Below are 26,189 nucleotides of genomic sequence, written 5' to 3'. Positions count from 1 at the left end.
GTTCACGTCCACGCGCGGTAGCTGCCATCCACGTGGATCGCGTTGATTCCGCTGATGTGCCGGGCGCCGCAGCGGTCCTGCGGGAGGACGAGTTGGGGTCCGGCGCGGTCGAGCGGGGTGTCGTCGATGGTGACCGCGAGCAGGACGGAAGCGCGGCCGAAGTCGGGGTCTATCTCGGCCCAGGACAGCAGGGCGTGATGGCCGTCCACCCCGGTCACGGCGATCAGGAAGCGCAGGCGGTCCTTGCGGCGGGCGGGGTCGAAACCAGGCTCGGCCGCCGACAGCACGTCGTGCAGGAGTGGTCCGGTGAAGCGGTGGTGCTGGATACCGCTGGTGGCGCACTCGAAGCTGACGTCGGCCTCGTGCTGCGGCCAGGCGAGCAGGTCGGGCACCGTCAGCCGGGACGGACGGCTCAGATCGCCGGCGAGGGTGAGTTCCGCCATCGGAACGGTGGCCGTACCGGCGGCTGCGAGGGACTGACTCACGGGCTACCACCTCCCGGAAGACCGTACCCGGACCCACCTCCCGCGCAAACGCACATGCCAACCTGATAGATCACGATTCCGGCTCATGCAAAGCCACAGGAGACTTTCTCCTTGCATCTGCGGCATTATCATCAGCGCATGCACACCTACCGGATCGGGGACGCCGCCGCCCTGCTCGGTGTCAGCGCCGACACCGTGAGGCGCCTGGTCGACGGCGGGAAACTCACCGCCGAACGCGACGAGCAGGGCCGCCGGATCATCCCCGGGCCGGCCCTCGCCGCCTACGCCCGCGAGACGCACCGCGCGGAGCGGGAGTCCACCGGCTCCTCGGCCCGCAACCGCCTGACCGGCATCGTCACCGACGTGATCCTCGGCGATGTGTCGGCGCAGGTGGAGATCCAGGCCGGACCGTTCCGGGTGGTGGCGCTGGTCAGCCGCGAGTCGGCCGAGGAACTGAAGCTGGAGCCCGGTGTTCCGGCGGTTGCCGTGATCAAGTCGACCAACGTGGTCGTCGAGAGACCGTAGATGGTCCGCCAGGACCACAGGTGATTGTGTCCGTCAGGACCAGAGGGAGTAGAACCCGTGATGACCCGTACCGCGCGCCGGACCCGTCGGACCCTGCAGGTGACCGGCGCAGGCGTCGCCGCGCTGCTGGCCCTGAGCGCCTGCTCGTCCTCCGACGACTCCTCGTCGACGAAGCCGGATTCCTCCGCATCCGAGTCCGCCTCGGACAAGCTCTCCGGCACGGTGACCGTGTTCGCCGCCGCATCCCTCAAGGAGAGCTTCACGGCCCTGGGCAAGGAGTTCGAGGAGACGCACCCCGGCACGAAGGTCACCTTCAGCTTCGGCGGCAGCGACTCCCTCGCAGCCAGCATCACCGGCGGCGCCCCGGCAGACGTGTTCGCGTCGGCCAGCCCGAAGACGATGGCGATCGTGACGGACGCGGGGGACGCCTCCGGCACGCCCGCCACCTTCGTCCGCAACCAGCTGGAGATCGCCACCCTGCCGGGCAACCCCGACAAGATCGCCTCTCTGAAGGACCTCACCAAGTCCGGCCTGAAGGTCGTCCTCTGCGACAAGGAGGTGCCCTGTGGCGCCGCCGCCCAGAAGGCCCTCGACGCCGGCAAGCTGAAGCTCACCCCCGTCTCCTACGAGCAGGACGTCAAGAGCGCCCTGACCAAGGTCGAGCTGAAGGAGGCCGACGCCGCCGTCGTCTACAAGACCGATGTACACGCCGCGGGCGACAAGGTCGAGGGCGTGGAGTTCCCCGAGTCCGCCGACGCCATCAACGACTACCCGATCGTCCAGCTCAAGGACACCAAGAACGCCGACGCCGCCAAGGCGTTCATCGCCCTTGTGCAGTCCGCCGAGGGCCAGAAGGTCCTGACCGAGGCCGGGTTCCTCAAGCCGTGACCCTCCCGACCGACAAGTCCGGCGCCGCGGCCGACACCCTCCAGGGCGGTCCGCGGCGTCGGCGTGTCCGGACGGGCGGGCGCGCCGTCGGCCGGGGCGTGCCCCGGCCGCTGCTGGTGCCCGCGCTGCTCGGCCTGGCGTTCCTGATCGTGCCGCTGGTCGCGCTGCTCGTACGAGCCACGTCTCGCACCGTGCCCGAGCTGTTGACCAGCGCCGAGGTGTGGCAGGCAGTCCAGCTGTCCCTGGTCTGCGCCACCGCCGCGACCGCGGTGAGCCTGGTCATCGGCGTGTCACCTTCCCGCCGGGTGCGATGACTCTCTACGGCGACCGCCCCACCCGGGCCGGCGCCCGCAACCTCTGGCACTGCGAGGTCGCAGAACTGGAGACCCACGGCGACCAGATCCGCGCAGATCTCAGCGGTGAAGCAGCTCCTGGACGCGGCCTCACCGAAGAAGTAGCTGCACACACTGTTTCGCGCCTGGGTTGGAGACCGCCCGGCCCACCAGCCGCTGCACCTTCGCCGGGGCCGGCGGCTCGATGTGATCGTTACGGCACCGGGCCACCACGGCCGCCATCAGACGCTCGCGAGAGAGCTCCACCGGGCACAGCTCTGCGGCAAGCCACTCCGCCAGCCGCTCCTGGCCCTCCTCGGTACCTGCCCGGAACCCGAAAGCCGTACGGATCTCCGTGCGGTGGCGGGCGATCGCCCGGCCCTGCCAGTCGTACGCGGCTCACTCCTCGGCCGGTACCTTCACCTGCTGGGCAATGTACGCAACCGCAGGCGCCGGGACTTCTCCCGCACCCTCAGGGAACCGTGCCTCGACCTCGAAGAACTTCAGCCTCAACCAACTGGATCTCCACATCGTGGCGACCACCCGGCCTACCTGGACGGAAAGCACAGATCCGCACCCCAGCCCCATCACGTTCTACTACATGACGGGTGGCGGCAGCTATACGAGAACACGGCCCTGACGCGGGGTTCGTGACGGCCCGCCGCCGAAACGATTCCCCAGCGCGACCCAACAGGCCATACGCGAGAGGGCCCCTGGCATGCAGCCGGAGGCCCTCTCGCGTTCTGCGCCCGCCGGGCCGCGCCCGAACTGGGCGGCTCGACCGCTGGCCTGGCGGGTTTTCACTTCGGGCGAGCATAGGGCGAGCTAGCGATCTTGAAGGACGCAAAAAGGCCCCCACAGAAGCGGGGGCCTCGACGTTTCTGCTGATCACTGGGGCTCTGCCCGCGTAGCGTGCGGTGGGGCGGGTGGGACTCGAACCCACGGCCGACGGATTATGAGTCCTTTGAGGATCTTGGCGGCCCTTGTCGATCAATGCTCATCTTGGTCGTTTTCCCAGGTCAGGCGAGGTTTGGCGCCTCAGTCCTTCTCGGCCCTTGTCAGTCCTTTCCGATCCTTGTGTCCAACCTGCGTCCAGAACGCGTCCTGGAAGGACAAGCCCAACCAGCTACCGAGACGATCGCCCCAGCTCGGGAGTGCGCCTCAAACTCGCCCGCAGCGGATTCCCCTTCCAGCACGCAGTGGCTCCACCCAGACACAACTGGCCGGGTAGAAGGTGACCGGATACATGGCCGCGGCCAGTGCGGACGCCGCGATCCGCCAGGCCCGCCAGGACCTCGATTTCCTCGCCGTCCTGCTCGCACAGGCCGCGCAGGCGGTGCTCAAGACGTATGTCTAGGCATGGCGCAACTGCTGGGAGGGCCGGGCGGACGCCCCGAAGTTCAAGGCACGCTTCCGGTCCGTCATGTCGGTGGACGTCCCGCAGGGCCGGGATCTGAGCATCAAGCGGGTGCACCGCCGCTGGGGCATGGTCAACCTGCCCAAGATCGGTCGGGTCCGATTCCGCTGGACCAGAGACCTCCCCGTCGGCAAGCACGCCGACACCGAGGACCGGATCACCGGAGCCCGGCTCGTCAAAGACGCGCTCGGCTGGCACATCGCCCTCCGCGTGACGACCCAGGAGACCGAGCCCGAGCCGCACCCCGGCCCCGAGGTCGGGATCGACGTGGGCGTCACCGTACCTCTCGCCCTCTCCGACGGGAGCACGTACGAGCACGGCCAGTGGCTGACCGAGAAGGGACAGGCCAGGCTCCTGCGCCTGGAACAGCGCGCCGCCCGGCGCAAGCAGCACCGCAAACCCGGCGAGCGCACCTCACGCCGCCTGCAGCGCACCTACGACCAGAGCGCCGCCCGGCGCAAGCAGCACCGCAAACCCGGCGAGCGCACCTCACGCCGCCTGCAGCGCACCTACGACCAGAGCGCCCAGCTCCGAGCGAAAGCCAAGCGACGGGCCGCGGACTGGCAGCACCAGACGACCACCGCCATCGCCCGCACCTACGGCACGGTGTTGGTCGAAGCACTCACCATCACGAACATGGTCACGTCGGCTCGCGGCACCGTCGAAGAGCCGGGCAGGAACGTCGCACAGAAGGCCGGGCTGAACCGCTCCATCGCCGCCGAGGCGTGGGGCCGCACGGTCACCATGCTGGCGTACAAGACCGCCCGGTATGGCGGCGCCCTGGTCAGGGTCCCCGCCCCCGACACCTCCCGGCGCTGCTCGGCATGCGGTATCACCACGCCCGGGGGCCGGGAGTCCCAGGCCGTGTTCGTGTGCAAGAGCCCCGACTGCGGCTGGTCGGGCAATGCCGACTGGAACGCGGCCCGGAACATCTTGCACCTGTACCGGATCGGCCTTGTGGCCCTCCCAGCTGCCGGGAGGGCAGTCGTCAGGCGCGCTCGCCGCGTCGAGCCCGCCACCGCAAGGTAGGCGGGAATCTCCTTCCTGAGCGTGCGAAGGGAGGAGAGCACTTCAAAGGGTGGAGTACACCATCGACCTCGGCCCCCTCGGGGTCGCGCTCGGCTGGATACAGCAGCCGGGCATGCGTACCAATCATGCGCGCATCGATGGCCGACTTGAACACCCTGATCCGCTTGGAGGCCCTCAACATGCGCGGCTAGCAACCGGACTCGGGCGCACTCGTACACGTACGAGTGCGCACGAGTCCGGTTGCTGTCAGCTCGTCGGTACGGACACCAGCTCCAGTCGACCGCCGGCCATGACCACCACGGCGGACACGAAGGCCTGGAGGCAGGTGTGCTCGGCCTGCTCGTCGGGGTGGGAGAGGTGCTGCATGGTGAGTCCGTCGAAGCCGGCGAGGAAGAACCGCGCGATCGTCTCCGCGGGCTGGGCGAGAGGCTGGCCCGTGCGCTCGGCCGCCTCGGTCACCAGTCTCGCCGTCACCTCCGTGATGCTCCGGTAGTGGCTGTCGAGGGCCTCGCTCAGGGCGGGTGAGCGGAGCGCGAACATGGTGAGTTCCGTGAGGAGTTGATGGCTGGCGGGCTGCTCGCGCACCGTCTGCCACAGGGCCGCCGCCAGCGCGCCGGCCGTCTCCTCGAATCCGGCGTCGGCCGGGGCGGCCTGCTCGACCTGGGCGATCAGATCCTGGGTGAGCTGCTCCATCACGGCGCGATACAGCCCCTCCTTCGTGCCGAAGGTGTAGTGCACCGTGGCCTGGGCCACCCCCAGCTCGGCGGCGATGGCGCGGGTGCTCCCGGCTGCGACTCCTTCCCTCGTCATGTAGTCGATGGCCGCTTTGATCAGCTGAGGGCGGCGCTCGGCCGCGGAAACGTGAGCCATGACCGCATCATACTGACTGAGTTTCATGAACAAGTCGTTCGAACAAGTCGGACTTCGCGCAGACGGATGCCGTGCTGGTGCGGCCGCTGAGGTCCGGTCCGTGGCCGCGCAGGTCAGTTCCCGCTGAACGGCGGGTGAATACGTTTCCTCCAACGCCCGTGAAGCGGGTCGAACGAGGAGGCAGGCCCGTGAAGGAAAGCCAGTTTGATACGTGCGTGATCGGGGCGGGACCTGCCGGGCTGGCGGTCGCCAGGGCGCTGGCGGAGCGGAATCTGCCGTACACGCACCTGGAGCGGCACACCGGGCCCGGCGGTATCTGGGACATCGACAATCCCGGCAGCCCGATGTACGAGTCGGCCCACTTCATTTCCAGCAGGACCCTGTCGGGATTCGGTGGCTTTCCGATGCCCGACCACTTCGCGGACTACCCGCCCCGCCGGCAGGTCCTGTCGTACCTGCGGTCCTTCGCCGACGCCTACGGGCTGACGGACCGCATCGAGTTCGGCGTCAAGGTCGAAAGCGTCGAGAAGAACGCGGACGGCACATGGACGGTCACCCGGGCCGACGGGCGGGAAAGCGTGCACGGTCAGGTCGTCGTGTGTACGGGCTCGCAGTGGCACCCCAACATCCCCGACCTGCCGGGGGAGTTCAGCGGAGAGGTCCGGCACACCGTCGGCTATCGCAGCGCGGAGGAGCTGCGGGGCAAACGGGTCCTGGTCGTGGGCGCGGGCAACTCCGGCTGCGACATCGCCTGCGACGCGGCCCGGACCGCGGACCACGCGGTGATCAGCATGCGGCGTGGCTACTGGTTCATCCCCAAGCACCTGTTCGGCCGGCCGGTGGACACCATCGCCAACGGTGGGCCGCACCTGCCGATGTGGCTGGCGCAGCGGGTCTTCGGTGCCCTCCTGCGGATCATCAACGGTGACCCGACGCAGCTGGGGCTGCCGAAGCCGGACCACAAGCTGTTCGAGACCCACCCGGCCATCAACTCGATGCTGATCCACCACCTCCAGCACGGCGACATCACCGCCAAACCGGGGATCGCCCGCACCGAGGGCAGGACCGTGTACTTCACCGACGGCACGAGCGACGACTTCGATCTCGTCCTGCTGGCCACAGGCTATGTCCACAAAGTGCCGGTCGCGCAGCGGTACTTCGGCGACGAGCAGCACCCGGACCTGTACCTGTCGTCGTTCTCGCGCGAGCACGAGGGCTTGTTCGGCATCGGCTTCGTCGAGACCAACTCCGGTGCGTACCAGCTCTTCGACTCCCAGGCGCAATTGATCGCCGGGTACGTCCATGACGCGCGGCACCGGTTGCCGAACGCGGAGCGTTTCGCCCGCCTGATCCGCTCCGACCGCCCGGATCTGTCCGGTGGGCTGCGGTTCGTCGACTCGCCCCGCCACACCGGCTATGTCGACAGCGGGGCCTTCGTGAAGTATCTGGGCAAGGTCGCGGGCGAGATGGGCTGGCGTATCCAGGGCAGGTCGCCGCACGCGCTGTCCGAGAGGCGCGAACTCGCGGGACGTATCCAAGAAGGTAGGGCGGCATGAGCGGGTTCGACTTCACCGGCAAAATCATGCTGGTGACCGGCGGCGCGGGCGGCATCGGCAGCGCGCTGTGCCGCCGCTTCGCCTCCGGCGGCGCCCGTTGTGTCGTCGTCGACATCGACGCGGTGCGCGCCATGAAGGTGGCGGCGGACCTTCCGGGCACCGGGCATACGGGCATCGGCTGTGACCTGATGGACCGCGCCCAGGTGGAGCGGTTGTTCGAGGTGGTCGCCGAGGACCACGGTGGTCTCGACGTTCTCGTCAACAACGTGGGCATGACGAGCGCGGAACGCTTCGATGTGCGCAGCGTCGAGAGCATCGAGCGGGAGATCACCCTGAACCTGACCTCACCGCTGGTCGCGACCCGGATCGCCATTCCTCTTCTCATGGCTTCCCGGGACGCCCGGGTGGTCACTACGGTCTCCCTCGGCGGGATCTTCCCGCTGGGCGAGACCCCGATCTACACCGCTTCCAAGTTCGGGCTGCGTGGCGCGATGCTCGCCATCGGGCTCGACCTGAGGAGCAAGGGCATTCTGGCCGGGTCGGTGCTCCCGTCGGCGACCGACACCCGGATGCTGCGTCAGGAGGCCGTGGACGGCGGGAACTCCATGCAGTTCCAGGACCGGCCCCAGCAGCCCGCCGACGTCGTCGCGGCCGTGGTGAGCCTGCTGGACAAGCCCCGGCTGGAGGCTTACCCCCGGCCCGGTGAGTCCCGCCTGGTGCGGTTCGCGATGCTCATGCCGAACCTGCTGCCCCGGGTCTTCCCGCTGTTCCGCAAGCGCGGTGACCGTGGCATGGCTCGCTATCTGGAGGAACTCCGCCGACGCGGACTGGTCCGCCGGACAGAGGGGTGCTGGGAGCTGGTGGAGGAGGCATGACCACGAACGAGACGCTGCTGGTCGTCAATCCCACCACCGGTGAGCCGATCACCACCCTGCCCGCCGCGAGCGCCGACGACGTTGCCAAGGCCGCCGAGCAGGCCCGGCAGGCCCACGGCGCCGGGGTGTGGTCGCGGCTGCCGGTCCGGGAGCGCGCCGCGGTGCTGCTGCGGCTGGCCGACCTCATGGAACGCGACGCGGAGATCCTCGCCCGGATGGACAGCGAGGACGCGGGCAAGCCGATCACGGAGTGCCGTACGGGCGACGTACCGGGCGCGATCGAGTCGATCCGCTGGTTCGCCGAGGCGGCCGACAAGGTCTTCGGCCGCATCGCGCCGGGCGGGCCCGACGGTCTCGGTCTCATGAGCCGCGAACCGGTCGGGGTCGTCGCGGCGATCCTGCCGTGGAACTACCCGCTCGCCATGACCGCCTGGAAGGTCGGACCTGCCCTGGCCGCGGGCAACTGTCTGCTGGTCAAGCCCGCCGAGGCGACCCCGCGCTCGGCCCTGCACCTGGCCGACCTCGCCGCCGAGGCCGGCCTACCCGACGGGGTGCTCACGGTGCTGCCCGGGTACGGCCAGGAGGCTGGGGCGGCCCTGGCCCTCAACTCCCTTGTGGGGGCGCTCTCCTTCACCGGGTCCACCGCGACCGGCCGCCGCATCCTCAAGAACGCCGCCGAGAGCAACTTCAAGCGCGTCTCGCTGGAGATGGGCGGCAAGAGCCCCCAGGTGCTGATGGCCGACGCGCTCTCCTACGGCGACGAGCTCATCGACAACATGATCGAGGCCGCGTTCCTGACCATGGGGCAGAACTGCACGGCCGGCTCCCGGGTTCTGGTTCACCGCAGTATCGCCGAGGAGGTCCTGGAGCGGTTCACGGCCGCAGCGAGCGAGCTCGTCATCGGCGATCCGGCCGACCCACGCACGCAGATGGGGCCGCTCATCAACCACGCCGCCTTCGACCGGGTCGCGGGAGCCGTGGAGGCCGCACGGGCCGGCGGAGCCCAGATCCACACCGGGGGACTGCCCCACGGGCTGCCTCCGCGCGGCGCCTACTACCCGCCCACCGTGATCACCCGCGCCCCCGACGGCAGCGACGTCCTCACCAAGGAGTTGTTCGGTCCCGTCGTCACCGTCCAGACATTCACCTCCGAGGACGAGGCGGTACGCAGGGCGAACGCCACCGAGTACGGTCTCGCCGCCTCGGTCTGGACCCGCGACCTCGACTCCGCGCTGCGGCTGGCCCGCGGCATCGAGGCCGGCGTGGTCTCCGTCAACGCCTACAGCGAGGGTGACATCACCACACCGTTCGGCGGCTGGAAGCAGTCGGGATTCGGTGGAGTGGAGAAGTCCACCAACGCCTTCGACCAGTGGACCCGGGAGAAGACGATCTGGATCCGCGCCCGCTGACCCGAGCCGACAGCCGGCAGGCGCGGTAGCCGACACGTCATTCGGTGTGCCCCGCCCCGCGTAGCATCCGCTCCCGCAGCTGGACCGGGGAGGCGCCGTGCCAGCGCCGTACCGCGCGGCGCAGCGCCCGTTCGTCGGAGAATCCCGCCCGGCGGGCGATGTCGCGCAGTGTCAGTTCCGGGCGGAGCAACAGCTGTTCGACGCGTTCCCGGCGCACTCCCTCGACGAGTGCCTCGTACGTCGTGCCGCAGTCGGCAAGCCGACGGCGCAGCGTCCGCTCGCTCGTCGCATGCCGCCGCGCCTGCTCACCGAACGAAGGCACCACCGGAAGGCCCTGCGCGACCGAGATTTCCAGCACCTCCAGCAGATCCTGCTGATCACGGCGGGAAGCCATCTGCGCGTCGAGCATCTCCAGCGTCGACGCATAGCTCACCGGATCCCGGCCGGGCATCCGGGTGCGGGCCCACGCGGGGCCGATGACGATGCGGTTGGCGGGGGTACCGAAGCGGACCGGACAGCCGAACAGGCTGCCGTACAGGTCGAGTTGGCGCGGTGGCGGAAAAGAGAACTCCACCGCCCTCGGCGCGAAGGCCGGGCCGACGGACAGCCGGGACAGGGTGACCACGGAGGCGAACGCCTCCTCGATCAGGAAGGACGCCACGGCCGGGTCCATGGCGGGATCGGGAAGATCGGCGCGCAGCACGAAGGCGTCGTCCTCCTCACCCACACCGGCCGACCACACCATCATCGCCCCGGACAGGTTCTGGTACTTCACCCCGGTCTCGATGGCGTGCTGAAGCGTGTCGTCGGCCATCAGGGCGAAGCCGAGCAGGCCCCACGCGGTCAGGTGCTGCGCCGCGCCGACCTTCAGCCCCAGGTGCTCGTCCCTGGTGAGTTCCAGCGCACGTCGGATCACCGCGCTGCCCTGCCGGTACGACACCCGCAGCGCGGCGGAGCGCATGACCGTCTCGTCCAGTCCCATCTGCTTCAGCAAGGGCCGCAGATCGACGCCGCGCTCGGCGGCGACCACGACGAGATAGCGCAGGATGTTCGGCTGGATCGTCGCCGACGTGCTGCGGCTGGTCCCGGGAGGGTCTGCCGGGCCGGGGGCAAGGGACATCGCACTCACCTTCTCCTCGGCGACCACCGTAGGCAGCCGGCATCACCGGTCGCGCGCTCTGGCCCCCGAAGTCCCCTGTACGGCCCCTGGCGTCCTGAGTCTGCCTTCCGCGCCTGGCTACGGTTTCCGCAACCCGCACGGCATTCGACTCGCTGCTCCTCCACCGGTCACTCCAGCGCACACAGGAAACGAAGGTGCGACACCATCATGTCCTTTCATGCTCCACCCCGGGCGAGGGCCATGCACCCGGTCTCCAAGACTGGCGCCCGAAGGGGCGCGACCCTCGCGTTCGCCGTACAAGGGGTGTCCGTCGCCGCCGTGTACACGACCATCCCCGCTGTCACGGAACACCTGAAACTGGCTCCGCTCCTGACAACCAGCCTGATGGTCGCGGTGGCGCTGATGGCAGGGGGTGGCAGCTTCCTGGGTCTGGCCGCGATCCGCCGCGCCGGTCCCGTCGCCACGATGCGCGGGGCCATGCTGACGACCGCCGCCACGCTGGTGCTGATCGGGTGGGCCCCCGACGAGGCGACCGTCATCTGCGCGTACATCCTCTTCGGGCTCGCCGTCGGTGCCCTCGATGTCGGGGCCAACACCCGGGCAGCGGCGATCGAACGCGCCTACGGCCGCAGCATCTTCGGCTCCCTCTACACGGCATGGAGCGTGGGCGGCGTGGTCGCGGCCCTGCTCACCGCCGGGGCCGCCCGGCTGGAGTGGCCCATAGCCGCCGGCCTGAGCGTTCAGGCAGGCATCGTGCTGCTCCTCGCCCTCTGTATGCGCACGCATGCCCTCCCCTCCTCCTCCGCAGAGCCGTCGGACACCACCGCACAGCCGCCGCTCGGGCGCCGCCTGTGGATCCGGCTCATCCCCTTTGGCCTGGTCCTCCTCGTCGTCTCCGTCGTCGACTCCACCGTCTCGGCCTGGTCGGCGGTGTACCTCCGCCAAACCCTCGCCGCGTCTCTCACGGTCGCGCCACTGGCGTACGCGGCCTACCAGGCCGGCACAGTCGCCGGCCGCGCCGCCACCGACCGACTCGTGCAACGGTTCGGAACGGTCGCCGTCGTCCGCACCGCGGCCCTGCTGGTCGCGGCGGCCCTGGCAGGCATGGCCGCCGCGCCGAGCTGGCCGTTCGCCGTTCTCGCGGCCGGGGCTGTGGGCCTGGGGGCGTCCGTCCTGGCTCCGCTGTGTCTGGCCTCCGCCGCGCGGCTGCGTCCCGCTGCCTCGGAGGCGGTCCTGGCGCGCCTGAACCTCTTCAACTACGTCGGTGTCATCGTCGGTGGTGCCGTGAGCGGGCTCCTCGGCTCCACCGGCCAGTTCCGTCTCGCCTACGCGGCACCGGCCGCTCTGGCGGTTCTTCTCCTGGCCGCCGCCCGCCATTTCACCCAGCAGCTTCCGGTCTCGGCCGGTGCGGCGAGAGTCCCTCCCCTCGACCGGGCAGATCCTCAGCCACTCGGCTGAGCGTTTCCGCACCGGGTGCTTCCGGACCGTCGATGCCGAGGGCGAACGGCTCATGCTCGGTGGGGCCAGGCACCGACGCGCTGTGAGCACTTGGCACGTCGTTCTGCTGCCGCTCTGCGCCTGACCGAGCGCAGACACTGACGGTTTGACCGGGCCCCCATCGACCCTCAGGTCGGTCAGGGGCTTTTGTCATGCGCCCGTTTCGGATCCAGTCCCAGACGCATTCGACGACGGAAGAACACGACTGTGCCGAACCGCACGACCCCTCCGGGCACGCGTCCCGAGCGATGGCTACTCGTCCTGGGCGCGCGCGAGCGTCCGCTGGTCCTTCGGCGTCATCTGCCACCACGCGTGCAGCAGATTCCACATCGTGCGGGCCGCGTGCGCCTGAGCATCGGCCGTCGACACCTCGGCAGGCGACAGCGCAAGCCGGGCACGGTGCCCGAACTGCCGCCTGACCAAGGTGCCTTGACTCATCAGATGCCCCCCATTCGACCGTTCGCTCGACACTCACAAAAACGAGCGAGGCTCTCAAAGCCAACTGGCCCCGGTGATGCGGCAGCACGCCACCACCCCCGACGTGACACCCCCTGCTGGTGCACTGTCGGCCCAAGGTCCAGCCCCCTCAAGGGCGTCTGGACCCGGCTGCCGCGCAAGGAGTACGACACGCACGCCCGCCCGTACCTGTGGGGCGGCCGCTTCCGGTCCGGCTCGCACTTCGCCGGATCGTGCGGCGGGGCGCCGTCGACCGCAGCGGCGTAACGGTCGGTGCGGGAGATGACCTTCCACACACGCTCGACGGGGGCGTCCATGACGGCACGTTCGGTGACCTGGAACTTGGTTCGATTCAATCGCAAGACAAAGCCATCCGATAGCCGCGTGACCTGGGCTTACGCCGGAAGTGACTCAGGTGACAGTCGAACGACTCGGTCGTTCGACTTGAGCAAGTGATAAAGTCGGTCCATCGATCGAGACGCCTGTCGGCATCGGCCCGTCACGTGGTTCGTCATGTGGCCGGAGTCCGACCGGTGTCCCTTCCGCTTCCGCCGCCCGTGTCCGCGATCAGGCGTGCGGGGATCCCCACCTGACCTAGGGAGTTCGTCATGGCCGTCCTGCTCCACCGGCTGGGCCTCAGTGTCTACCGGCACCGCAAGCTGATCCTGGGCATATGGCTCTTCGTCCTGGCCGCGCTCATCACGTGTGTCAGCGTCTTCAGCGGCAAGCTCGACGACCGCTTCTCGGTGCCCGGCACCGAGTCCCAGCGTGCGCTGGACAGCCTCAGCAAGACCCTTCCGGAAGCCTCGGGCGCGGGCGCCCAGATCGTCTTCACCGCCCCCGAGGGCCACCAGCTCACCGAAGCGCCCTACGCCGCGGCCATCACCCGGACCGTGACGGCGGCCGAGAAGGCTCCCCAGGTCAGTGAGGTCGCCGACCCCCGCGCCACCGGCGCCGTCTCGGCCGACGGAACCACGGCGATCGTCCAGGTCCAGTACCCGGTGCAGAACGCGGAGGTCCGTACCTCATCCGTGGACGCGATCGAGGACGCAGCCCGGGCGGCGGAGAAAGGCGGGCTGAAGACCTCGGTCGGCGGTTCCGTCTACAGCAGCAAGGGAGTTCACATCGGCCCGTCGGAGATCATCGGCGTGGCCGTGGCCCTGCTCGTCCTCGTCGTCACGTTCGGTTCGCTGCTGGTCGCCGGTATGGCGCTGCTGCCCGCGCTGATCGGTGTGGCGGTCGGTCTGGCCGGGCTGCTCGCCCTCGCGCCCGCGGTCAGCATCTCGTCCACGGCGGTCACGCTCGCCCTGATGCTGGGCCTGGCCGTCGGCATCGACTACGTCCTGTTCATCCTCTCGCGCCACCGCCAGCAACTGGCCCGCGGAACCGACCCGAAGGAATCCATCGCGCTGGCCACCGGCACGGCCGGCAGCGCCGTGGTCTTCGCCGGCATCACCGTGATCATCGCGCTCGCCGCCCTGAGCGTCATCGGCATCCCGTTCCTGACCACGATGGGCCTCGGGGCCGCCGGAGCCGTACTGATCGCCGTACTGGCCGCGATCACCCTCGTTCCCGCCCTCGCCGGATTCGCCGGCTCCCGGCTGACCCCCAAGCCCGGCAGCCGCGCCGCGAAGCGGGCCGCCGACACCGAGGGGGACACCGGTCGCACCACCATGGGCGCCCGCTGGACCAAGTGGGTCATCGCCAAACCACTGCTGACAGTGCTGGCCGTCGCGGGCATCCTGGTTACCCTCGCCCTGCCCGCCACGGACCTGCGTCTGGCCCTGCCCGACAACGGCTCCGCCCCGCACGCCTCCACCGAACGCAAGGCCTACGACACGATCAGCGACAAGTTCGGCGACGGCTTCAACGGCCCGCTCCTCGTGCTGACCGAGACCAAGAACGGTACGAGTGCGGCGAGTTCACAAGCCGGCGCCCAAGTGGCCCAGAAGCTGCGGACCCTCAAGAACGTCCAGGCCGTCCTGCCGCCCCAGCCCACCAGCGACCCGGCCCAGAGCGTCATCACCGTCCTCCCCAAGTCCGGCCCGGACAGCGTCCGCACCGACCAACTCGTCCGCGACATCCGCAAGACGGGCGCCGACATCCGTGAGAACACCGGCGCCACCATCGCGGTCACCGGCACCACCGCGGTCAACATCGACGTCTCCAACCGGCTCAGCGACTCCCTCCTCCCCTTCGTCGCCATCGTCGTCGGCCTCAGCCTGATCCTGCTGATGATCGTCTTCCGCTCGATGGTCATCCCCGTCAAGGCCGCCGTCGGCTTCCTGCTCTCGGTGGGCGCCTCGCTCGGACTGGTCGTCGCCGTCTTCCAGTGGGGCTGGCTGGCCGACGTCCTCGATGTGCCGCACAGCGGCCCCGTCGTCAGCTTCCTGCCGATCATCCTGATCGGGGTGCTCTTCGGACTGGCCATGGACTACGAGGTGTTCCTCGTGTCCGGCATACGCGAGGAGTGGACCCACACCGGCCATGCCCGCCGGTCGGTCATCGACGGCGCGCGCCACAGCGTACGGGTCGTCACCGCGGCCGCCCTGATCATGTTCACCGTCTTCGCCGGGTTCTTCCCCCTGGACGACGCCCTGATCAAACCCATCGCGTTCGCCCTCGCCGTCGGCGTGGCCATCGACGCCTTCGCCGTCCGCATGACGCTCGTACCAGCGGTACTCGCCCTCGCCGGCCGGGGCGCCTGGTGGCTGCCGGCCTGGCTGGACCGGATCCTGCCCGACCTCGACATCGAAGGCACCAGCCTCCAGAAGGCCACACCGGCGGACAACAAGGAACCCCAGCGCGTCTCCTGAGTACATCCGGGTACATACCGGTAGATCCGGTGGGCTCGCGGCGTCGGCCACCTCGCGAGCCCACCCCGAGCGGCACCGCCACCGCCCGAAGCCCCGCTCCCCTCCCCTCCCCTCCCCTCCCCTCCCCTCCCCTCCCCTCCCCTAGGCGACCCAAAGGACGAACGATGCACCGGGTACTCCTGACGGGCGGCCCATCCCTCCTGCGCGAGGCCTACGCGCGCATCATCGAGGACTCCGCCCTCCTGACCGTCCAGGTACAGATCCCCGACCTCGCCCATGCTCTGGCCCAGCTGCCTTCCATGAGGCCGGACATCCTCCTCATCGACGCCCTGGCACTGGCTCCCTCCCCGAGCACCACGACACTGCTGTCCCTGCGCCGAGCCGCAGTCCGGACCACGCTTGCCGTCATCGGTGACACACCCGCCGAGGAGGTCGGCCCACTCCTGCGCGTCGGCGCCACCGGCATCCTCGGCCGACAGATGGAGGCCGCCCCCTTCGTGATGGCTCTCGACCTGATCGGCCGGGGCGGGACAGTCGTCTCATCGCCGTCCACCGACGCGAGGATCTCCGCCGCCCCTCCGAACCTGATGCTGAACCAACTCTCCACCAGGGAACGGCAGATACTCGCCCTCGTCGCGACCCAGCCCGACAACAGCACGCTGGCGCACCTGCTCGGCATCAGCCCTCTCACGGTCAAGTCGCACGTGAACCGGATCCTGCGGAAGCTCGGCGCCTCCTCCCGCGCCCACCTGGTAACCATCGCCTACGAGAGCGGACTCGTCAGCCCCGGACAGCCCCTCGGCCGCACCCTCAGCCGCTGAATCACCAGATCACGTACCTACGATGTCCGCCGACGACTGGAGGCGACCATGGCTGTGAACTCGTACGCCCCGGACCGTCGCGCGCAACGGTGGGCGGCCCGGACGGCACTGGCCGCGGCGGCCTTCGCGGTACTGCTCCCCCTCGGCTACGGCGGCGTGGGCGGCGTCCTGCTGCTCGTGGCCGTACTCGCGGGTGTGGCCCTCACCGCGGCCGCCGTCTGGTGGGCACTGACCCGCCGCGGCCCCGCCCGCTGGGCGGCGGCGCTGCTCGCGGTGGCCGCCCCCACTGCCGTCGTCTTCCTGCTCGCGACCACCCTCCTATGGGCCCTGCCGCTGTCGCTGGTGTCGTGGGCGGTGGCAGTCGGGTCAGGTCGCTACGCCCTGCGCAGCACCCGGAAGCAGTCCACCCGCATGAAGGAGCGCAGGGCGGCCCCGCCCCGGCGTCCGTACATCCTCATGAACCCGCGCTCCGGCGGCGGCAAGGTGGCCGCGTTCGGCCTGAAGGAGAAGGCCGAGCGACTCGGGGCGCGCGTCGTCCTGCTCGACCCGGAGCAGCACCAGGGCGTCGCCGCGCTGGACCGGTCGGCCGTCGCGGACGGCGCCGATCTGCTGGGCGTCGCGGGCGGCGACGGCACCCAGGCACTCGTCGCTGCCGTCGCCGCCGAACACGACGTACCGTTCCTCGTCATCAGCGCCGGCACCCGCAACCACTTCGCGATGGATCTCGGCCTGAACCGCGAAGACCCCGCCGCCTGCCTCGACGCCCTCACCGACGGCGTGGAACTCCATGTGGACCTCGGCTTCGCCGGAGAGCACCCCTTCGTCAACAACGCCTCCTTCGGCGCGTACGCGGCAGTCATCCAGAGCCCCGCCTACCGCGACGACAAGATCGGCACCACCTGGGACCTGCTGCCCGACCTGCTCACCCGCCAACGCGGAGCAGAACTGACCGCACGCGCCGCAGACACCACGCTCACCGCCCCGCAGGCCGTCCTCGTGAGCAACACCCCTATGGCACGGCAGATCCGACAGGTCTCGGCCGCCGCGAGCGACTCGACACCGGACTGCTCGGCGTCCTGGGCATCAGGGTGGACAGTGCGGCCGAGGCGGCCGGACTCCGGCTGGACCCGGAGCCGGACGGACTCACGGTCGTGACCGCCCGCGAAGTGGTCGTCGACGCCGACCGCGCGGAGATCGAGGTCGGCCTCGACGGCGAGGCCACGATCCTTCCCACACCCGTGCACTGCCACATCGCACCCGGCAAGCTGCGCGTCCGCGTTCCCCGACAGCGTCCAGGTGTACCCCAGACCCATCCGCCCCTGGACTGGCGGCAGCTGCGCAAGCTCGCAGTATCGGTGGGACGTACAGCCGCACCCAGCCGTCGAAGCCGCCGCGGGAAAGCTGCCTGAACCTTGATCACGCCTACGCCGTGCTCTGGCACGAGAGCCCTGGGCCACACTCCATTGAGCCAGGAGAGATAACCCGGGCCGCTACCGCCCATTCCTCTCGGCAGCTCCCGGAATTCGGTCGAACAGGTCACCGAATTCGCCTCGTCGGATGTCGGCGGACCGAAAATCAGCTGCCGTGTGTTTTCGCGGCCGCGTTCCCAGCCGGCCCTGCCTCCGGATCCCCATCCCGCAGCGTGCACCGTCGGCGGACTCCGGCAAGGCCGCCAAGGGTGCACTGTTCGCCGCCGAACGGCCCGCATCCTGTTGCCTCTGCCGGCTTCCTCCCACCGGAACTCACCGCTCACCCTGCGGTACTTCGCCGGACGTACGTCTCGTCTTCCCAGTACTCCAGCAGTAGATCGTGATCTTGCCGCTCTGGACGTGAAGACAGCACTGCCTGGTGGGACGCGGATGGTTAGCCGTTGATGCCTCTGTCCGCCAGGAGGTCCCTGATGCGTGCGTCAACCTGATGGCGGTCGTAGCCCCGCCCCACGATCCGGAACGGCGGCGGGCCGACCGGCGAGTCGGCTTCAGACAGGGTCTTGAGATAGCGATCGACCTGATGGCGGTCATAGCCACGCCGCACCAGATCGAAGCCACGGAACTCAGACGATGTCGACACTTCGTACCCCACTCCAACCCGGTAGGAAGACGGGTGCAGCCACCGTTGATCATCGGTGTGTGAAGACTGAAGATCATGCGGTGGCCGCGGGACACAGCGTAGACCCTGCGCTGTGGCAGGAGGCATTCGAGGGCCTGATGGGCCGGATTGCAGGCCGGTTCGTCAGGGTTGAACCCCGGGGCCGGATAAGGCGGTTGGTGCTTGGGCTGCTTTCGGACCTGCCCCGAAAGCCCTGCTGGACCATCGCTGAGTGGGCCGGGGAGGCGACCCCGGACGGGATGCAGCACCTGCTGAACCGGGCGAAGTGGCACGCCGACGTCGTCCGCGATGACCTGTGCAGCTACGTGGTCGAGCACTTGCACGACGAGCAGGCGATGCTCGTGGTCGATGAGACCCGCGACGTGAAGAAGGGCACCTGCACCGTCGGCGCCCAACGTCAGTACACCGGCACCGCGGCAGGATCGAGAACTCCCAAGTCGCCGTTACCTGGTTTACGCAGGTCAGCGCGGTCACGCCGCTGTGGACCGTGAGCTGTACATCCCGCGCTCCTGGACCGACCAGCCCGACCGCTGCCGCGCGGCCGGACGGCGCCGACGAACACACCCGCCATCCCGCCCCGGACAACCTGATCCCGCTCACCTGCAACGAGATCCAGCGCCTGTTCATCAGGCTGGTCATCCGGCCCGTCCACGACACAGCACACCAGATCCGCTGGTCCCACTGGCGACGCCACCATCAGGCCCAATCCCAAACAAGCCACTACCACCGCCAAGCCGCAGCCCCAGCATGACGCGTCGGCGGACGCGGTTGCCGGAATTCCTCTGAGGCTCAGCAGTCCGGCAGAGGTGGTGCCGCCTTGAGGAAGTCTCCTGTCGAGAACGGAAACGTTGTGGGCCTCGCCGGAGGTCGTTTTCCGTCTGGGCGACGGGACACCACTCAACCGACCCTCGGAGACAGGCCGGAGCCGGGCACGTTGCTCGGGTCTCGTCATCGGTCTGGTCCGAGTAGACGGTGACACGACGGAACTTCGGTGAACTGCGCGCTCGGATCGAGGAGTTGGCCGGGCATCTTGCCGAGCAGGAGATGGTGCATCATCGCTCCACCGGGGCCGCACCGACCGGCGCACCCCGCGCAAGGACCCCAAGGCCCGGGCGAAATGGCTCACCGCCTCGGTCAGAAACGACGCCGACAAGGTCATCGCCGCTGCCTTCGACCAGGCAGAGGCCCGCGACCCCCAGCACCGCAGGTCCTGGGTGGTCCTGGTCGACGGCGCCGCCCACCAGCTCGAGTTGATTCGGGCCGAGGCTGCCCGCCGCAAGGTCGAGATCCATATCGTCCTCGACATCGTGCATGTGCTCGAGAAGTTATGGGCGGCTGCGCGGTGTTCCACACCGCCACCGATCCCGCAGCCGAAGACTGGGTCGGGGCCAAGGCAGCCCGGATCCTGGCCGGTGACGCCCCCGGGGCCGTCGGCGACATCCACGCCGAAGCCGACCGCACGGGCCTGTCCCCAGATCAGCGGGCCGCGGCGGACAGCCTGCCGCTACCTGGAGAACAATGCCGCCTATCTCCACTACGACAAGGCCCTCGAGGCCAGCTGGCCGATCGACAGCGGCACCGTCGAAGGAGCAGCCCGCCATCTGATCGCCGACCGACTCGACATCGCTGGCAGCCGATGGAGCGTCTGCGGAGCCGAAGCCGTCCTTACCCTCCGCGCCGTCATCAGCAACGGTGACTTCCCGCAGTACTGGACCTTCCACACCCGCAGAGAACGCGAACGCCTATACCCCGCCCCCGACCAGGCCGAATACGACCTGACCGCCTGAATACGGCCGTCACTCAGGAAAGCCGCACACATCACGCAAGCGCGAACCGGTGCCGGTGCTACGGTCCCAGTATGTCCAAGGCCGAGATCGACGGCGTCGCCGCCGAGTTCTTCAGTGCGTTCGACAACAGGGGCGGCAAGGCCGCAGATGTGGATCGGGTCCGCCGACTGGTACTCAGGCTGAACTCGCAGCGTCGTCTTGGGTGGTGACGGCTCATGATCCTCGCGCTATTGCTGGATCATGAGGTATGCGGCAGCGGGCGGGTACACGCCCGAGGAACAGGCCCGTCGGGAACGGTTGCGGCTGGAGGTCGCCGAGCGGTTCGCGGCGGGTGAGTCGAGTGCGCGGATCGCGCGGGAGTTGCGGGTCACGAAGCGCTCGGTGGAGCGCTGGCGGGCGGCGTGGAAGCAGGGTGGAGCGGCGGCGCTGTACTCGGCGGGACCCGTGGCGCGGGAGCGGCTGAGCGAGCGGCAGTGGGAGAAGGTGGCTGCTCTGCTGGACGCCGGGCCCGGCGTGTGCGGCTTCGAGGACGATCAGCGCTGGACGCTGGCGCGGGTCGCCGACCTGATCGGCCGGACCTGCCATGTCAACTACACCCTGACCGGGGTGAGCAAGCTGCTTGACCGGCACGGTTACTCCTGGCAGGTCCCGGTGCGCCGCTCGGCGGCACGCGACGAGGAGGAGATCACACGCTGGCGGGAGGAGACCTGGCCCGAGGTGGAACCACCGCCGGCGAGCTCGGCGCCTACATCTGCTTCGCCGACGAGTCGGGGCAGGGGCTGAGCCCGCCGCGAGGCCGGACCTGGGCCAGGCGCGGGGCTCGCCCGCAGGTCACAGTGCACGTACGCAAGCGCGGGCGGGTCAACGCGCTCGGTGCGGCCTGCTACCGCCCCGGCGGCCACCGGCCGCGCTTCGCCTACCGGTTACACACCTGGCACGGCCGCAAGAACGAGAGCAAGAGCTTCACCCTGGACGAGTACCGCGCCTTCCTGACTGCGCTCCATCATCAACTGCACACCCCCGTCGTGCTGGTGTGGGACAACGTCTCCACGCACAAGACGCCGGAGTTCACCGCGTGGGCAGCGCGGCAGAAGTGGCTTCGGGTGTTCCACCTCCCCAGATACGCACCCGAGCTGAACGCCGTCGAGTGGATCTGGTCCTGGCTCAAACGAGGCATCGTCAACTTCCTGCTCGCCGGTATCGACGACCTCGAAGCGCTCGTCCGCAGTCGACTCAAGCAGATCCAGTACCGGCCCGACGCGATCACCGGCTGCCTCGCCGACACCGGACTGATCACGAAGCCGCCATGATCCATCACAGCGACGCTACGGGTTCAACCTGAGTAGTGCCTGGGGGCGTCCTCATCAAGGCAGGGCCGGAGTTCACGGTGTACACCGTGGAGGAATTCATCGAGCCACGCCAACAACTGCTGGCCCAGGGCCGACTGGTGAACTTCAACGAGTGGGAGACTGCGGAGCGCACCGAGACCGTCGGCGCCATCGCATCGCGGTTCAGCGAGTACCGGAAATCCGGGATCCTCGACGGCGTGCCCTTCGAGGGCGGCGGGACGAAGACGATGCAGTTCGTACTCACCCCGGATGGCTGGCGGATCGCTGCGGTCTCCTGGTGCGACCGGCCCTGAGGCCAAAAGCCGCACCGCCGCACGATCTGGAGTACCCCTCCAGGGTCAGCCCGAAGGGGGCAGGCGCAGTTGCATCCAGACCGAGCTGATGTAACCGCCGTTCTTCGTGGCGTACTCGTCGAAGATGCCCACGTCGGTGAAGCCGAACTTACGGTGCAGAGCCACCGAAGCATCATTGGGAAGTGCGATCCCAGCCAGCGCGACATGGACCGGCTGCGAGCGCAGCGTTTCGATGAGGGTGCGGTACAGCGCCGAACCAATCCCAGCGGCCCGCGCATCGGGATCCACGTAGACGCCCAGTTCAACCGTTTGATCGAAGGCCGGATGCATCCGGTAGGGACTGCTTGAGGCGCACCCGAGTACCCGATCGCCGGTAGTGGCCACAAACAGCTGGTGCGGGCCCGTGTCGGAGAATCTCTCGAACCACTGCAAGCGGCTCTCTACCGTGACCGGTTGGGTATCGAAAGTGATGATCGAGTGGGTGACGTAGTGGTTGTAGATCCGCACCAGCTCAGGAAGATCATCTTTGCGGCCGGTGCGTACTACCAGCCGGTCGACGGCACGACGCCCGGGCCTCGCGGTCTCTTCCTGCCATGGGCCGCATCATGCCATGGTCGTTCTCCCAGATCAGCCCGTCCCTGCAGAAGAGCTACACCCTTCCTGTTTCTGCCGTCGGGCGGTGTCTGCATGGATGTGCGGGTCCGTGTACCGCCGGGGGTGACGGGCGCTCCGCCGGGGGTGCGGGTGGGGCTAGTCGGTGTGCCGTCTGCGGAGCGCGGGCATGGCCAGCAGGAGGCCCAGCGCGAGCGTGGCGGCGATGACGCGCAGGATGCCGGCGAAGCCCAGGTCGGTCAGCGCGCCGGTGAGCTGCGGGCCCAGGCTGGCGCCGATGAACATGCTGCATCCGTAGAGGGCGACGGCCGCGCCGCGTGCGTGCGCGGCACCCGCGTTGATGGTCTCGACGACGGCGGGCGCCGCTGCCGCGATGGCCGCCACGAACAGCAGCAGGGCGATGACCAGCGGCACGATGTGGCCGCCGAGGAAGGAGCCGGCCGTGACGGCGAGGGTGGCCAGCGTGAAGGCGAGGACCGCGCGCAGGGGTGCGGCCAGGCGCTGGAGCACCGGGGCGAGCACGGGGACGGCGACCAGGGCGGGCAGCGCGCTGGCCCGCAGGGCGAGGATCGCGGAGGAGTTCCCGGCGATGCCGGGCGGTCCGGCGATGGCGACCGCTGTGTAGACGGCGACGAAGGAGGCCATCAGGGCCACGGTCGAGAGGTAGAGGGCGACCAGGCGCGGTTGGCCGAGCAGCCGGGGCATCGCCGCGAACGCCTTGTGCAGCCCGCCGCCGGTGGCGTGGCGGAGGGTGGGTTGCAGGACGCGGCGCACGGGGATCAGGCTCAGGGCCATGAGGGCGGCGCTGAGCCAGAAGACCACGCGCCAGCCGAGCCCTGCCGCGACGGCTTGGGCGCCGATCTGCAGGAGCACTGCGGCGGCGAACATGCCGCTGGTGACGCAGGTCAGGGCGGTGGCGCGGCGCTGGGGCGCGATGTGGTGGACGACGTAGGAGAGCGCGGAGGGCGCGGTGGTCAGTCCCTGCACGATCCGCAGGGCGACGGCCCAGGTGAGGTCGGGAGCGGCGCCGACCGCCAGGGTGGCTGCGGTGGCGGCCACGAGCCCTGCGGTGATCACGGTGCGCGATCCGTAGCGGTCCGAGAGGGGACCGGCGAGGAGGAATCCGGCGGCGTAGGCGAAGCCGAACGCCGTCGCCGTCCAGGTGGCCTGTCCTGAGGTGGTGCCGAGTGCGGTGGCCATGGGGTGCAGCAGGGCCAGGACGGTGTACATCTGGCCGACCATCAGGACGCCGAGTGCGGTCAGCAGGGTGATGGTCGGGGCGGCGGGTGCCCAGGAGGGCGGCTGGTCCGGGGTGCTGGGCGCGGCTGTCGTGTGCCGGAGGGAAGTGGTGGGAGTGAGGTGGGACATGGGAGCTCCAGAAGGGGCGGCCGGTCGCCGCCCCGCGTGTCCGCGCGCGGCACGACCGGCCGATGACACTGGCGGGATGCGGTGGGTGGGTGCCCCCGGCCGCAGGAGGAGTAGCGGCCGGGGGCGATGGAGGGGACTGCCCAGGCGGTGGGGGTGCCCAGGCGGCCGGGTTGATCAGGCAGCTGAGGCGCTCAGACAGCCGGGGTGTTCAGCACGTACTCGCGTGAGGTGTGCACCTCGCCGCGCAGGGCGGCCAGGTCGACGTCGAGGACGTGTCCGTCCCACTTTCGGGGCTCGCCGTTGATGAGGACGGCGCTGATGTTGCGGGCATCGGAGCCCAGCACGATCGTGCCGATCGGGTCGTTGAGCGGCATGTTGTTGAGGTCCTCGGCCTGGATGACCAGCAGGTCGGCCTTCTTGCCCGGCGTGAGTGAGCCGGTGACACCGGCCAGACCGTTGGTACGGGCACCTTGGAGGGTGGCGAAGTCGAGGACGTCGTGGGTGGTGATGCGGGAGGGTTGCTGGTCGGTGCCGTAGACGGCGTTGACCGCGCGCATCCGCTGGATGGCGTGCAGCGCCCGCATCTGCGTGAACATGTCGCTGGCCAGGGCGACTTCGACGTCGATGCTCAGTCCGGGGCGGATGCCGACGGCGAGTGCCTCGTCGACGGCGGGGATCGCGGTCTCCAGGCCGATCTGCGCGTCGGACGTGGGGGCGAGCGCCACGGTGGTGCCGGTCTCCCCCATCGCCTTCCACGCCTCGGAGGTCAGTCCGGTGGAGTGGATGAGGGTGACGTCGGGGCTGAGGATGCCGTCCTTGGCCCAGCGCAGGACCGCCTCGGAGGAGGATGTGCCGAAGACGGCGTCCACGCTCACCCCGATACCCAACTCTTTCGCGACGCGGGCGAGTTCGGGGCCGTAGGCGAGGGCCGGTCCGGCGATCTCGTCGGTGGCCAGGGTGGCCAGGCGCAGGGTGAGCAACTGGTCGTCGCTGCTGAAGTACTGGCCCTTGATGCGGGCCAGGTCGCCCGGCCACTGCCGGTCCCACTCGCCGAAGTGCGGGCCCATGGAGGCGTGCACGCCGCGGATGCCGGTGTCGACGAGGGCCTGGACTGCGGCGTCGGAGTGCTCGGGGGTGCGGGAGTTGTGGGAGAAGTCGAGCATGGTCGTGATGCCGCTGTCGATCGCGGTCAGGGCGGCCAGCCGGGTGCCGATGTACATGTCCTCGGGCCGGTAGACCGTGGCGTAGCCGGCCAGGGTGGCCATGACGTAGCCGCCGAGGTCATCGACGTCCGGCATGATCCGGCGCAACTGGGCCTCCCAGGCGTGCCGGTGGGTGTCGACGAAGCCGGGGGTGAGGATCGTGCCGGTGGCGTCGACGACCACGGCATCTGCCGCGTCGAGGTCGCGGCCGACGGCGGTGATCGTGTCGCCCTCGACGAGGAGGTCGCCGCCGTCGATGACACCGAGGTCGGGGTCCATGGTGACGACGGTCGCGCCGGTGAACAGGATGCGCCGCCGGTCGGCGGGACGACGCCGGAGCTCTTCGAGGACGGCGGCGCTGGTGGTGTCGTTGACGTTCATGAGAGGTCTTCTTTCCGTACGGAGGAGAGGGCCGGGAGGACGGGCCATGCGCCGGAGATGGCCGGCAGGGTGGGCCGTACGCCGGAGAGGGCTGGGAGGGTGGTCGCCGGGGGCCGGGCTGCTCGAACACCAGCCTCGGCCGCGCCCGCGGCGGCAACCAGGCCGCGGTTTCCCCAGGTGTCGCGCACCCAGGATCGGGAACCGTGAGTGCGCTGACCGGGGAAGGTCAGCCGAGCTTCATGACGTAGCCCGCGTGGTGCAGCTCGTCGCCCTGGAACTCCCCGTAGGCCCAGAAGCCGAGGTCGTCCAGGTAGTCGATGCGGTCGCCGTCGATCCAGTAGCGGCCCTGGTAGGCGTGCGGGCGCCCGCCCCGGGTCTCGTCGTAGCGGCCGTCGGGGGTGAGCTCCTGGTGCAGGAAGTCGTGTCTGTCTATCCAGACGCCGACGCGCGGGCTGCCGGTCAGGTCCTCAGCGGCCGGGATGCCCGCCTCGGGGGCAGTGGCCCGGCCGGGGACGTCGACGCCGGACCACAGGACCGGCCGGCCGGCCGCGACGAGTGCGCGCACCTGCTCCGGTCGGGTCATGAGGGTGGCCACGGCGCTCGGCACGTCGGCGGCGAGTTCGTCGGGCACCACCAGGAAGTCGGGGGTGTTGCCCGGGGTCAACGTCGCGACGTACTCCGAGCGGTGACCACGCCCACCGGCCAGCGCCACGGTGTCCACGACGGCGGGGCCGATGGTCAAGCCGGTGCAGTCGACGACGATGGCGTTGTCGTCCCCCGCCGCGGTGATGATGCCGGGGCCGACCCCCACGACCAGGGAACCGACGAAGAGGAGGTCGGCACCGGTCATGGTCCCGATCAGCGGGTCCATCGTCAGGATGCGGGCGTTGGCGAACAGGACGGGACGCCCCTCGTCGTTCGAGAGGATCTCGTCGAGGACCTCGGGGCTCCAGCCCACGATGCCGGTGTCGGTGATGCTCATTGCGTGCTCC

21 protein-coding genes and 6 pseudogenes are annotated in these 26,189 nt (G+C 69.5%); 17 read left to right on the top strand and 10 right to left on the bottom strand.

Going from position 1 to position 26,189, the window contains the following annotated elements:
* Nucleotides 1–2: 2 nt before the first annotated feature.
* The gene (locus tag OG622_RS33990) at nt 3–485 is read right to left on the bottom strand and encodes a molybdopterin-dependent oxidoreductase (protein ID WP_371580443.1); all 483 of its coding nucleotides are present in this window, start codon (nt 483–485) and stop codon (nt 3–5) included.
* A 138-nt stretch (nt 486–623) separates the two neighbouring features.
* Here OG622_RS33990 and OG622_RS33985 point away from each other — a divergent pair, with 138 nt between their 5' ends.
* From OG622_RS33985 to OG622_RS33975, 3 genes and pseudogenes are all read left to right on the top strand, one after another.
* Nucleotides 624–1,010 carry a molybdopterin-binding protein gene (locus tag OG622_RS33985; protein WP_371580442.1) on the top strand — a complete coding sequence of 129 codons (387 nt, stop codon included), beginning with the start codon at nt 624–626 and terminating at the stop codon, nt 1,008–1,010.
* Nucleotides 1,011–1,070: 60 nt separating this feature from the next.
* The gene (gene modA, locus OG622_RS33980; protein WP_371580441.1) at nt 1,071–1,898 is read left to right on the top strand and encodes a molybdate ABC transporter substrate-binding protein; all 828 of its coding nucleotides are present in this window, start codon (nt 1,071–1,073) and stop codon (nt 1,896–1,898) included.
* Nucleotides 1,895–2,188: pseudogene (locus tag OG622_RS33975) on the top strand (molybdate ABC transporter permease subunit); the annotation flags it as partial. The gene modA and the pseudogene OG622_RS33975, both read left to right, overlap by 4 nt.
* Before the next feature lie 153 nt (nt 2,189–2,341).
* Here OG622_RS33975 and OG622_RS33970 read toward each other — a convergent pair.
* A pseudogene (locus tag OG622_RS33970) lies at nt 2,342–2,614 on the bottom strand (DUF4158 domain-containing protein); the annotation flags it as partial.
* Between the two features lie 862 nt (nt 2,615–3,476).
* On the opposite strand from OG622_RS33970, the pseudogene OG622_RS33965 reads away from it, so the two are divergent.
* A pseudogene (locus tag OG622_RS33965) lies at nt 3,477–4,676 on the top strand (RNA-guided endonuclease InsQ/TnpB family protein).
* A 246-nt stretch (nt 4,677–4,922) separates the two neighbouring features.
* Here OG622_RS33965 and OG622_RS33960 read toward each other — a convergent pair.
* Complete coding sequence (locus tag OG622_RS33960) at nt 4,923–5,546, bottom strand: TetR/AcrR family transcriptional regulator (RefSeq protein WP_371580440.1); 624 nt, start codon at nt 5,544–5,546, stop codon at nt 4,923–4,925.
* Nucleotides 5,547–5,734: 188 nt separating this feature from the next.
* Between OG622_RS33960 and OG622_RS33955 the strand changes: the two genes are divergently transcribed.
* Genes OG622_RS33955 through OG622_RS33945 form a run of 3 tightly spaced genes read left to right on the top strand, consistent with a single transcriptional unit; the run spans nt 5,735 to nt 9,386 of the window.
* Nucleotides 5,735–7,102 (top strand): flavin-containing monooxygenase, encoded by a 1,368-nt coding sequence (locus OG622_RS33955; protein ID WP_371580439.1) that lies wholly within the window; start codon nt 5,735–5,737, stop codon nt 7,100–7,102.
* The gene (locus tag OG622_RS33950) at nt 7,099–7,977 is read left to right on the top strand and encodes an SDR family NAD(P)-dependent oxidoreductase (protein ID WP_371580438.1); all 879 of its coding nucleotides are present in this window, start codon (nt 7,099–7,101) and stop codon (nt 7,975–7,977) included. Before OG622_RS33955 ends, OG622_RS33950 begins: the two co-directional genes overlap by 4 nt.
* On the top strand, nt 7,974–9,386 hold the full coding sequence (locus OG622_RS33945; RefSeq protein WP_371580437.1) for an aldehyde dehydrogenase family protein: 1,413 nt from the start codon (nt 7,974–7,976) through the stop codon (nt 9,384–9,386). The genes OG622_RS33950 and OG622_RS33945 overlap by 4 nt, the downstream gene beginning before the upstream one ends.
* Before the next feature lie 37 nt (nt 9,387–9,423).
* On the opposite strand, the gene OG622_RS33940 is transcribed toward OG622_RS33945, so the two are convergent.
* Nucleotides 9,424–10,506, bottom strand: coding sequence for an AraC family transcriptional regulator ligand-binding domain-containing protein (locus tag OG622_RS33940; protein WP_371580436.1), 1,083 nt, complete (start codon nt 10,504–10,506; stop codon nt 9,424–9,426).
* Between the two features lie 207 nt (nt 10,507–10,713).
* On the opposite strand from OG622_RS33940, the gene OG622_RS33935 reads away from it, so the two are divergent.
* Nucleotides 10,714–11,964 carry an MFS transporter gene (locus OG622_RS33935; protein ID WP_371580435.1) on the top strand — a complete coding sequence of 417 codons (1,251 nt, stop codon included), beginning with the start codon at nt 10,714–10,716 and terminating at the stop codon, nt 11,962–11,964.
* A gap of 303 nt (nt 11,965–12,267) precedes the next feature.
* Here the strand turns inward: OG622_RS33935 and OG622_RS33930 are convergent.
* A pseudogene (locus OG622_RS33930) lies at nt 12,268–12,441 on the bottom strand (RNA-guided endonuclease TnpB family protein); the annotation flags it as partial.
* Between the two features lie 626 nt (nt 12,442–13,067).
* On the opposite strand from OG622_RS33930, the gene OG622_RS33925 reads away from it, so the two are divergent.
* The 3 genes and pseudogenes from OG622_RS33925 (at nt 13,068) to OG622_RS33915 (ending at nt 17,505) form a co-directional block, all read left to right on the top strand.
* Nucleotides 13,068–15,275 carry an MMPL family transporter gene (locus OG622_RS33925; RefSeq protein ID WP_371580434.1) on the top strand — a complete coding sequence of 736 codons (2,208 nt, stop codon included), beginning with the start codon at nt 13,068–13,070 and terminating at the stop codon, nt 15,273–15,275.
* A 164-nt stretch (nt 15,276–15,439) separates the two neighbouring features.
* On the top strand, nt 15,440–16,096 hold the full coding sequence (locus tag OG622_RS33920; protein ID WP_371580433.1) for a response regulator transcription factor: 657 nt from the start codon (nt 15,440–15,442) through the stop codon (nt 16,094–16,096).
* A 48-nt stretch (nt 16,097–16,144) separates the two neighbouring features.
* A pseudogene (locus OG622_RS33915) lies at nt 16,145–17,505 on the top strand (diacylglycerol kinase family protein).
* A 454-nt stretch (nt 17,506–17,959) separates the two neighbouring features.
* On the opposite strand, the gene OG622_RS33910 reads toward OG622_RS33915, so the two are convergent.
* Nucleotides 17,960–18,178 carry a hypothetical protein gene (locus tag OG622_RS33910; RefSeq protein WP_371580432.1) on the bottom strand — a complete coding sequence of 73 codons (219 nt, stop codon included), beginning with the start codon at nt 18,176–18,178 and terminating at the stop codon, nt 17,960–17,962.
* Nucleotides 18,179–18,303: 125 nt separating this feature from the next.
* Between OG622_RS33910 and OG622_RS33905 the strand changes: the two are divergent.
* The 6 genes and pseudogenes from OG622_RS33905 (at nt 18,304) to OG622_RS33880 (ending at nt 21,634) form a co-directional block, all read left to right on the top strand.
* Nucleotides 18,304–18,956, top strand: a pseudogene (locus OG622_RS33905) (transposase).
* A 463-nt stretch (nt 18,957–19,419) separates the two neighbouring features.
* Complete coding sequence (locus OG622_RS33900) at nt 19,420–19,992, top strand: hypothetical protein (RefSeq protein WP_371580431.1); 573 nt, start codon at nt 19,420–19,422, stop codon at nt 19,990–19,992.
* A 71-nt stretch (nt 19,993–20,063) separates the two neighbouring features.
* The gene (locus OG622_RS33895) at nt 20,064–20,201 is read left to right on the top strand and encodes a hypothetical protein (RefSeq protein ID WP_371580430.1); all 138 of its coding nucleotides are present in this window, start codon (nt 20,064–20,066) and stop codon (nt 20,199–20,201) included.
* Between the two features lie 31 nt (nt 20,202–20,232).
* Complete coding sequence (locus OG622_RS33890; protein WP_371572293.1) at nt 20,233–20,775, top strand: winged helix-turn-helix domain-containing protein; 543 nt, start codon at nt 20,233–20,235, stop codon at nt 20,773–20,775.
* Nucleotides 20,685–21,302 (top strand): IS630 family transposase, encoded by a 618-nt coding sequence (locus tag OG622_RS33885; RefSeq protein WP_371583978.1) that lies wholly within the window; start codon nt 20,685–20,687, stop codon nt 21,300–21,302. The genes OG622_RS33890 and OG622_RS33885 overlap by 91 nt, the downstream gene beginning before the upstream one ends.
* 86 nt (nt 21,303–21,388) lie before the next feature.
* On the top strand, nt 21,389–21,634 hold the full coding sequence (locus OG622_RS33880) for a hypothetical protein (RefSeq protein WP_371580429.1): 246 nt from the start codon (nt 21,389–21,391) through the stop codon (nt 21,632–21,634).
* Nucleotides 21,635–21,679: 45 nt separating this feature from the next.
* Here the strand turns inward: OG622_RS33880 and OG622_RS33875 are convergent, their stop codons facing one another.
* From OG622_RS33875 to OG622_RS33860, 4 genes are all read right to left on the bottom strand, one after another.
* Nucleotides 21,680–22,183: an N-acetyltransferase family protein gene (locus OG622_RS33875; RefSeq protein WP_371584301.1), complete on the bottom strand. Its 504-nt coding sequence runs from the start codon at nt 22,181–22,183 to the stop codon at nt 21,680–21,682.
* A 201-nt stretch (nt 22,184–22,384) separates the two neighbouring features.
* Complete coding sequence (locus tag OG622_RS33870) at nt 22,385–23,614, bottom strand: MFS transporter (protein ID WP_371580428.1); 1,230 nt, start codon at nt 23,612–23,614, stop codon at nt 22,385–22,387.
* Nucleotides 23,615–23,805: 191 nt separating this feature from the next.
* On the bottom strand, nt 23,806–25,197 hold the full coding sequence (locus OG622_RS33865; protein ID WP_371580427.1) for an amidohydrolase family protein: 1,392 nt from the start codon (nt 25,195–25,197) through the stop codon (nt 23,806–23,808).
* A 226-nt stretch (nt 25,198–25,423) separates the two neighbouring features.
* Nucleotides 25,424–26,179, bottom strand: coding sequence for an Atu4866 domain-containing protein (locus OG622_RS33860; RefSeq protein WP_371580426.1), 756 nt, complete (start codon nt 26,177–26,179; stop codon nt 25,424–25,426).
* Between the last annotated feature and the right edge of the window lie 10 nt (nt 26,180–26,189).

The sequence above is a fragment of the Streptomyces sp. NBC_01314 genome, from assembly GCF_041435215.1.
Classification (GTDB): domain Bacteria; phylum Actinomycetota; class Actinomycetes; order Streptomycetales; family Streptomycetaceae; genus Streptomyces.
Note: the sequence above shows the minus strand (reverse complement) of the source record. Positions and strands in the feature narration are given on the sequence as shown.

What these genes read in the sequence shown, in the direction of transcription:
- OG622_RS33860 (WP_371580426.1), bottom strand. Translation starts at nt 26,179, where the DNA reads ATGAGCATCACCGACACCGGCATCGTGGGCTGGAGCCCCGAGGTCCTC.
- OG622_RS33895 (WP_371580430.1), top strand. Translation starts at nt 20,064, where the DNA reads ATGTCCAAGGCCGAGATCGACGGCGTCGCCGCCGAGTTCTTCAGTGCG.
- OG622_RS33920 (WP_371580433.1), top strand. Translation starts at nt 15,440, where the DNA reads ATGCACCGGGTACTCCTGACGGGCGGCCCATCCCTCCTGCGCGAGGCC.
- OG622_RS33950 (WP_371580438.1), top strand. Translation starts at nt 7,099, where the DNA reads ATGAGCGGGTTCGACTTCACCGGCAAAATCATGCTGGTGACCGGCGGC.
- modA (WP_371580441.1), top strand. Translation starts at nt 1,071, where the DNA reads ATGACCCGTACCGCGCGCCGGACCCGTCGGACCCTGCAGGTGACCGGC.
- OG622_RS33890 (WP_371572293.1), top strand. Translation starts at nt 20,233, where the DNA reads ATGAGGTATGCGGCAGCGGGCGGGTACACGCCCGAGGAACAGGCCCGT.
- OG622_RS33940 (WP_371580436.1), bottom strand. Translation starts at nt 10,506, where the DNA reads ATGTCCCTTGCCCCCGGCCCGGCAGACCCTCCCGGGACCAGCCGCAGC.
- OG622_RS33945 (WP_371580437.1), top strand. Translation starts at nt 7,974, where the DNA reads ATGACCACGAACGAGACGCTGCTGGTCGTCAATCCCACCACCGGTGAG.
- OG622_RS33960 (WP_371580440.1), bottom strand. Translation starts at nt 5,546, where the DNA reads ATGGCTCACGTTTCCGCGGCCGAGCGCCGCCCTCAGCTGATCAAAGCG.
- OG622_RS33935 (WP_371580435.1), top strand. Translation starts at nt 10,714, where the DNA reads ATGTCCTTTCATGCTCCACCCCGGGCGAGGGCCATGCACCCGGTCTCC.
- OG622_RS33870 (WP_371580428.1), bottom strand. Translation starts at nt 23,614, where the DNA reads ATGTCCCACCTCACTCCCACCACTTCCCTCCGGCACACGACAGCCGCG.
- OG622_RS33865 (WP_371580427.1), bottom strand. Translation starts at nt 25,197, where the DNA reads ATGAACGTCAACGACACCACCAGCGCCGCCGTCCTCGAAGAGCTCCGG.
- OG622_RS33925 (WP_371580434.1), top strand. Translation starts at nt 13,068, where the DNA reads ATGGCCGTCCTGCTCCACCGGCTGGGCCTCAGTGTCTACCGGCACCGC.
- OG622_RS33985 (WP_371580442.1), top strand. Translation starts at nt 624, where the DNA reads ATGCACACCTACCGGATCGGGGACGCCGCCGCCCTGCTCGGTGTCAGC.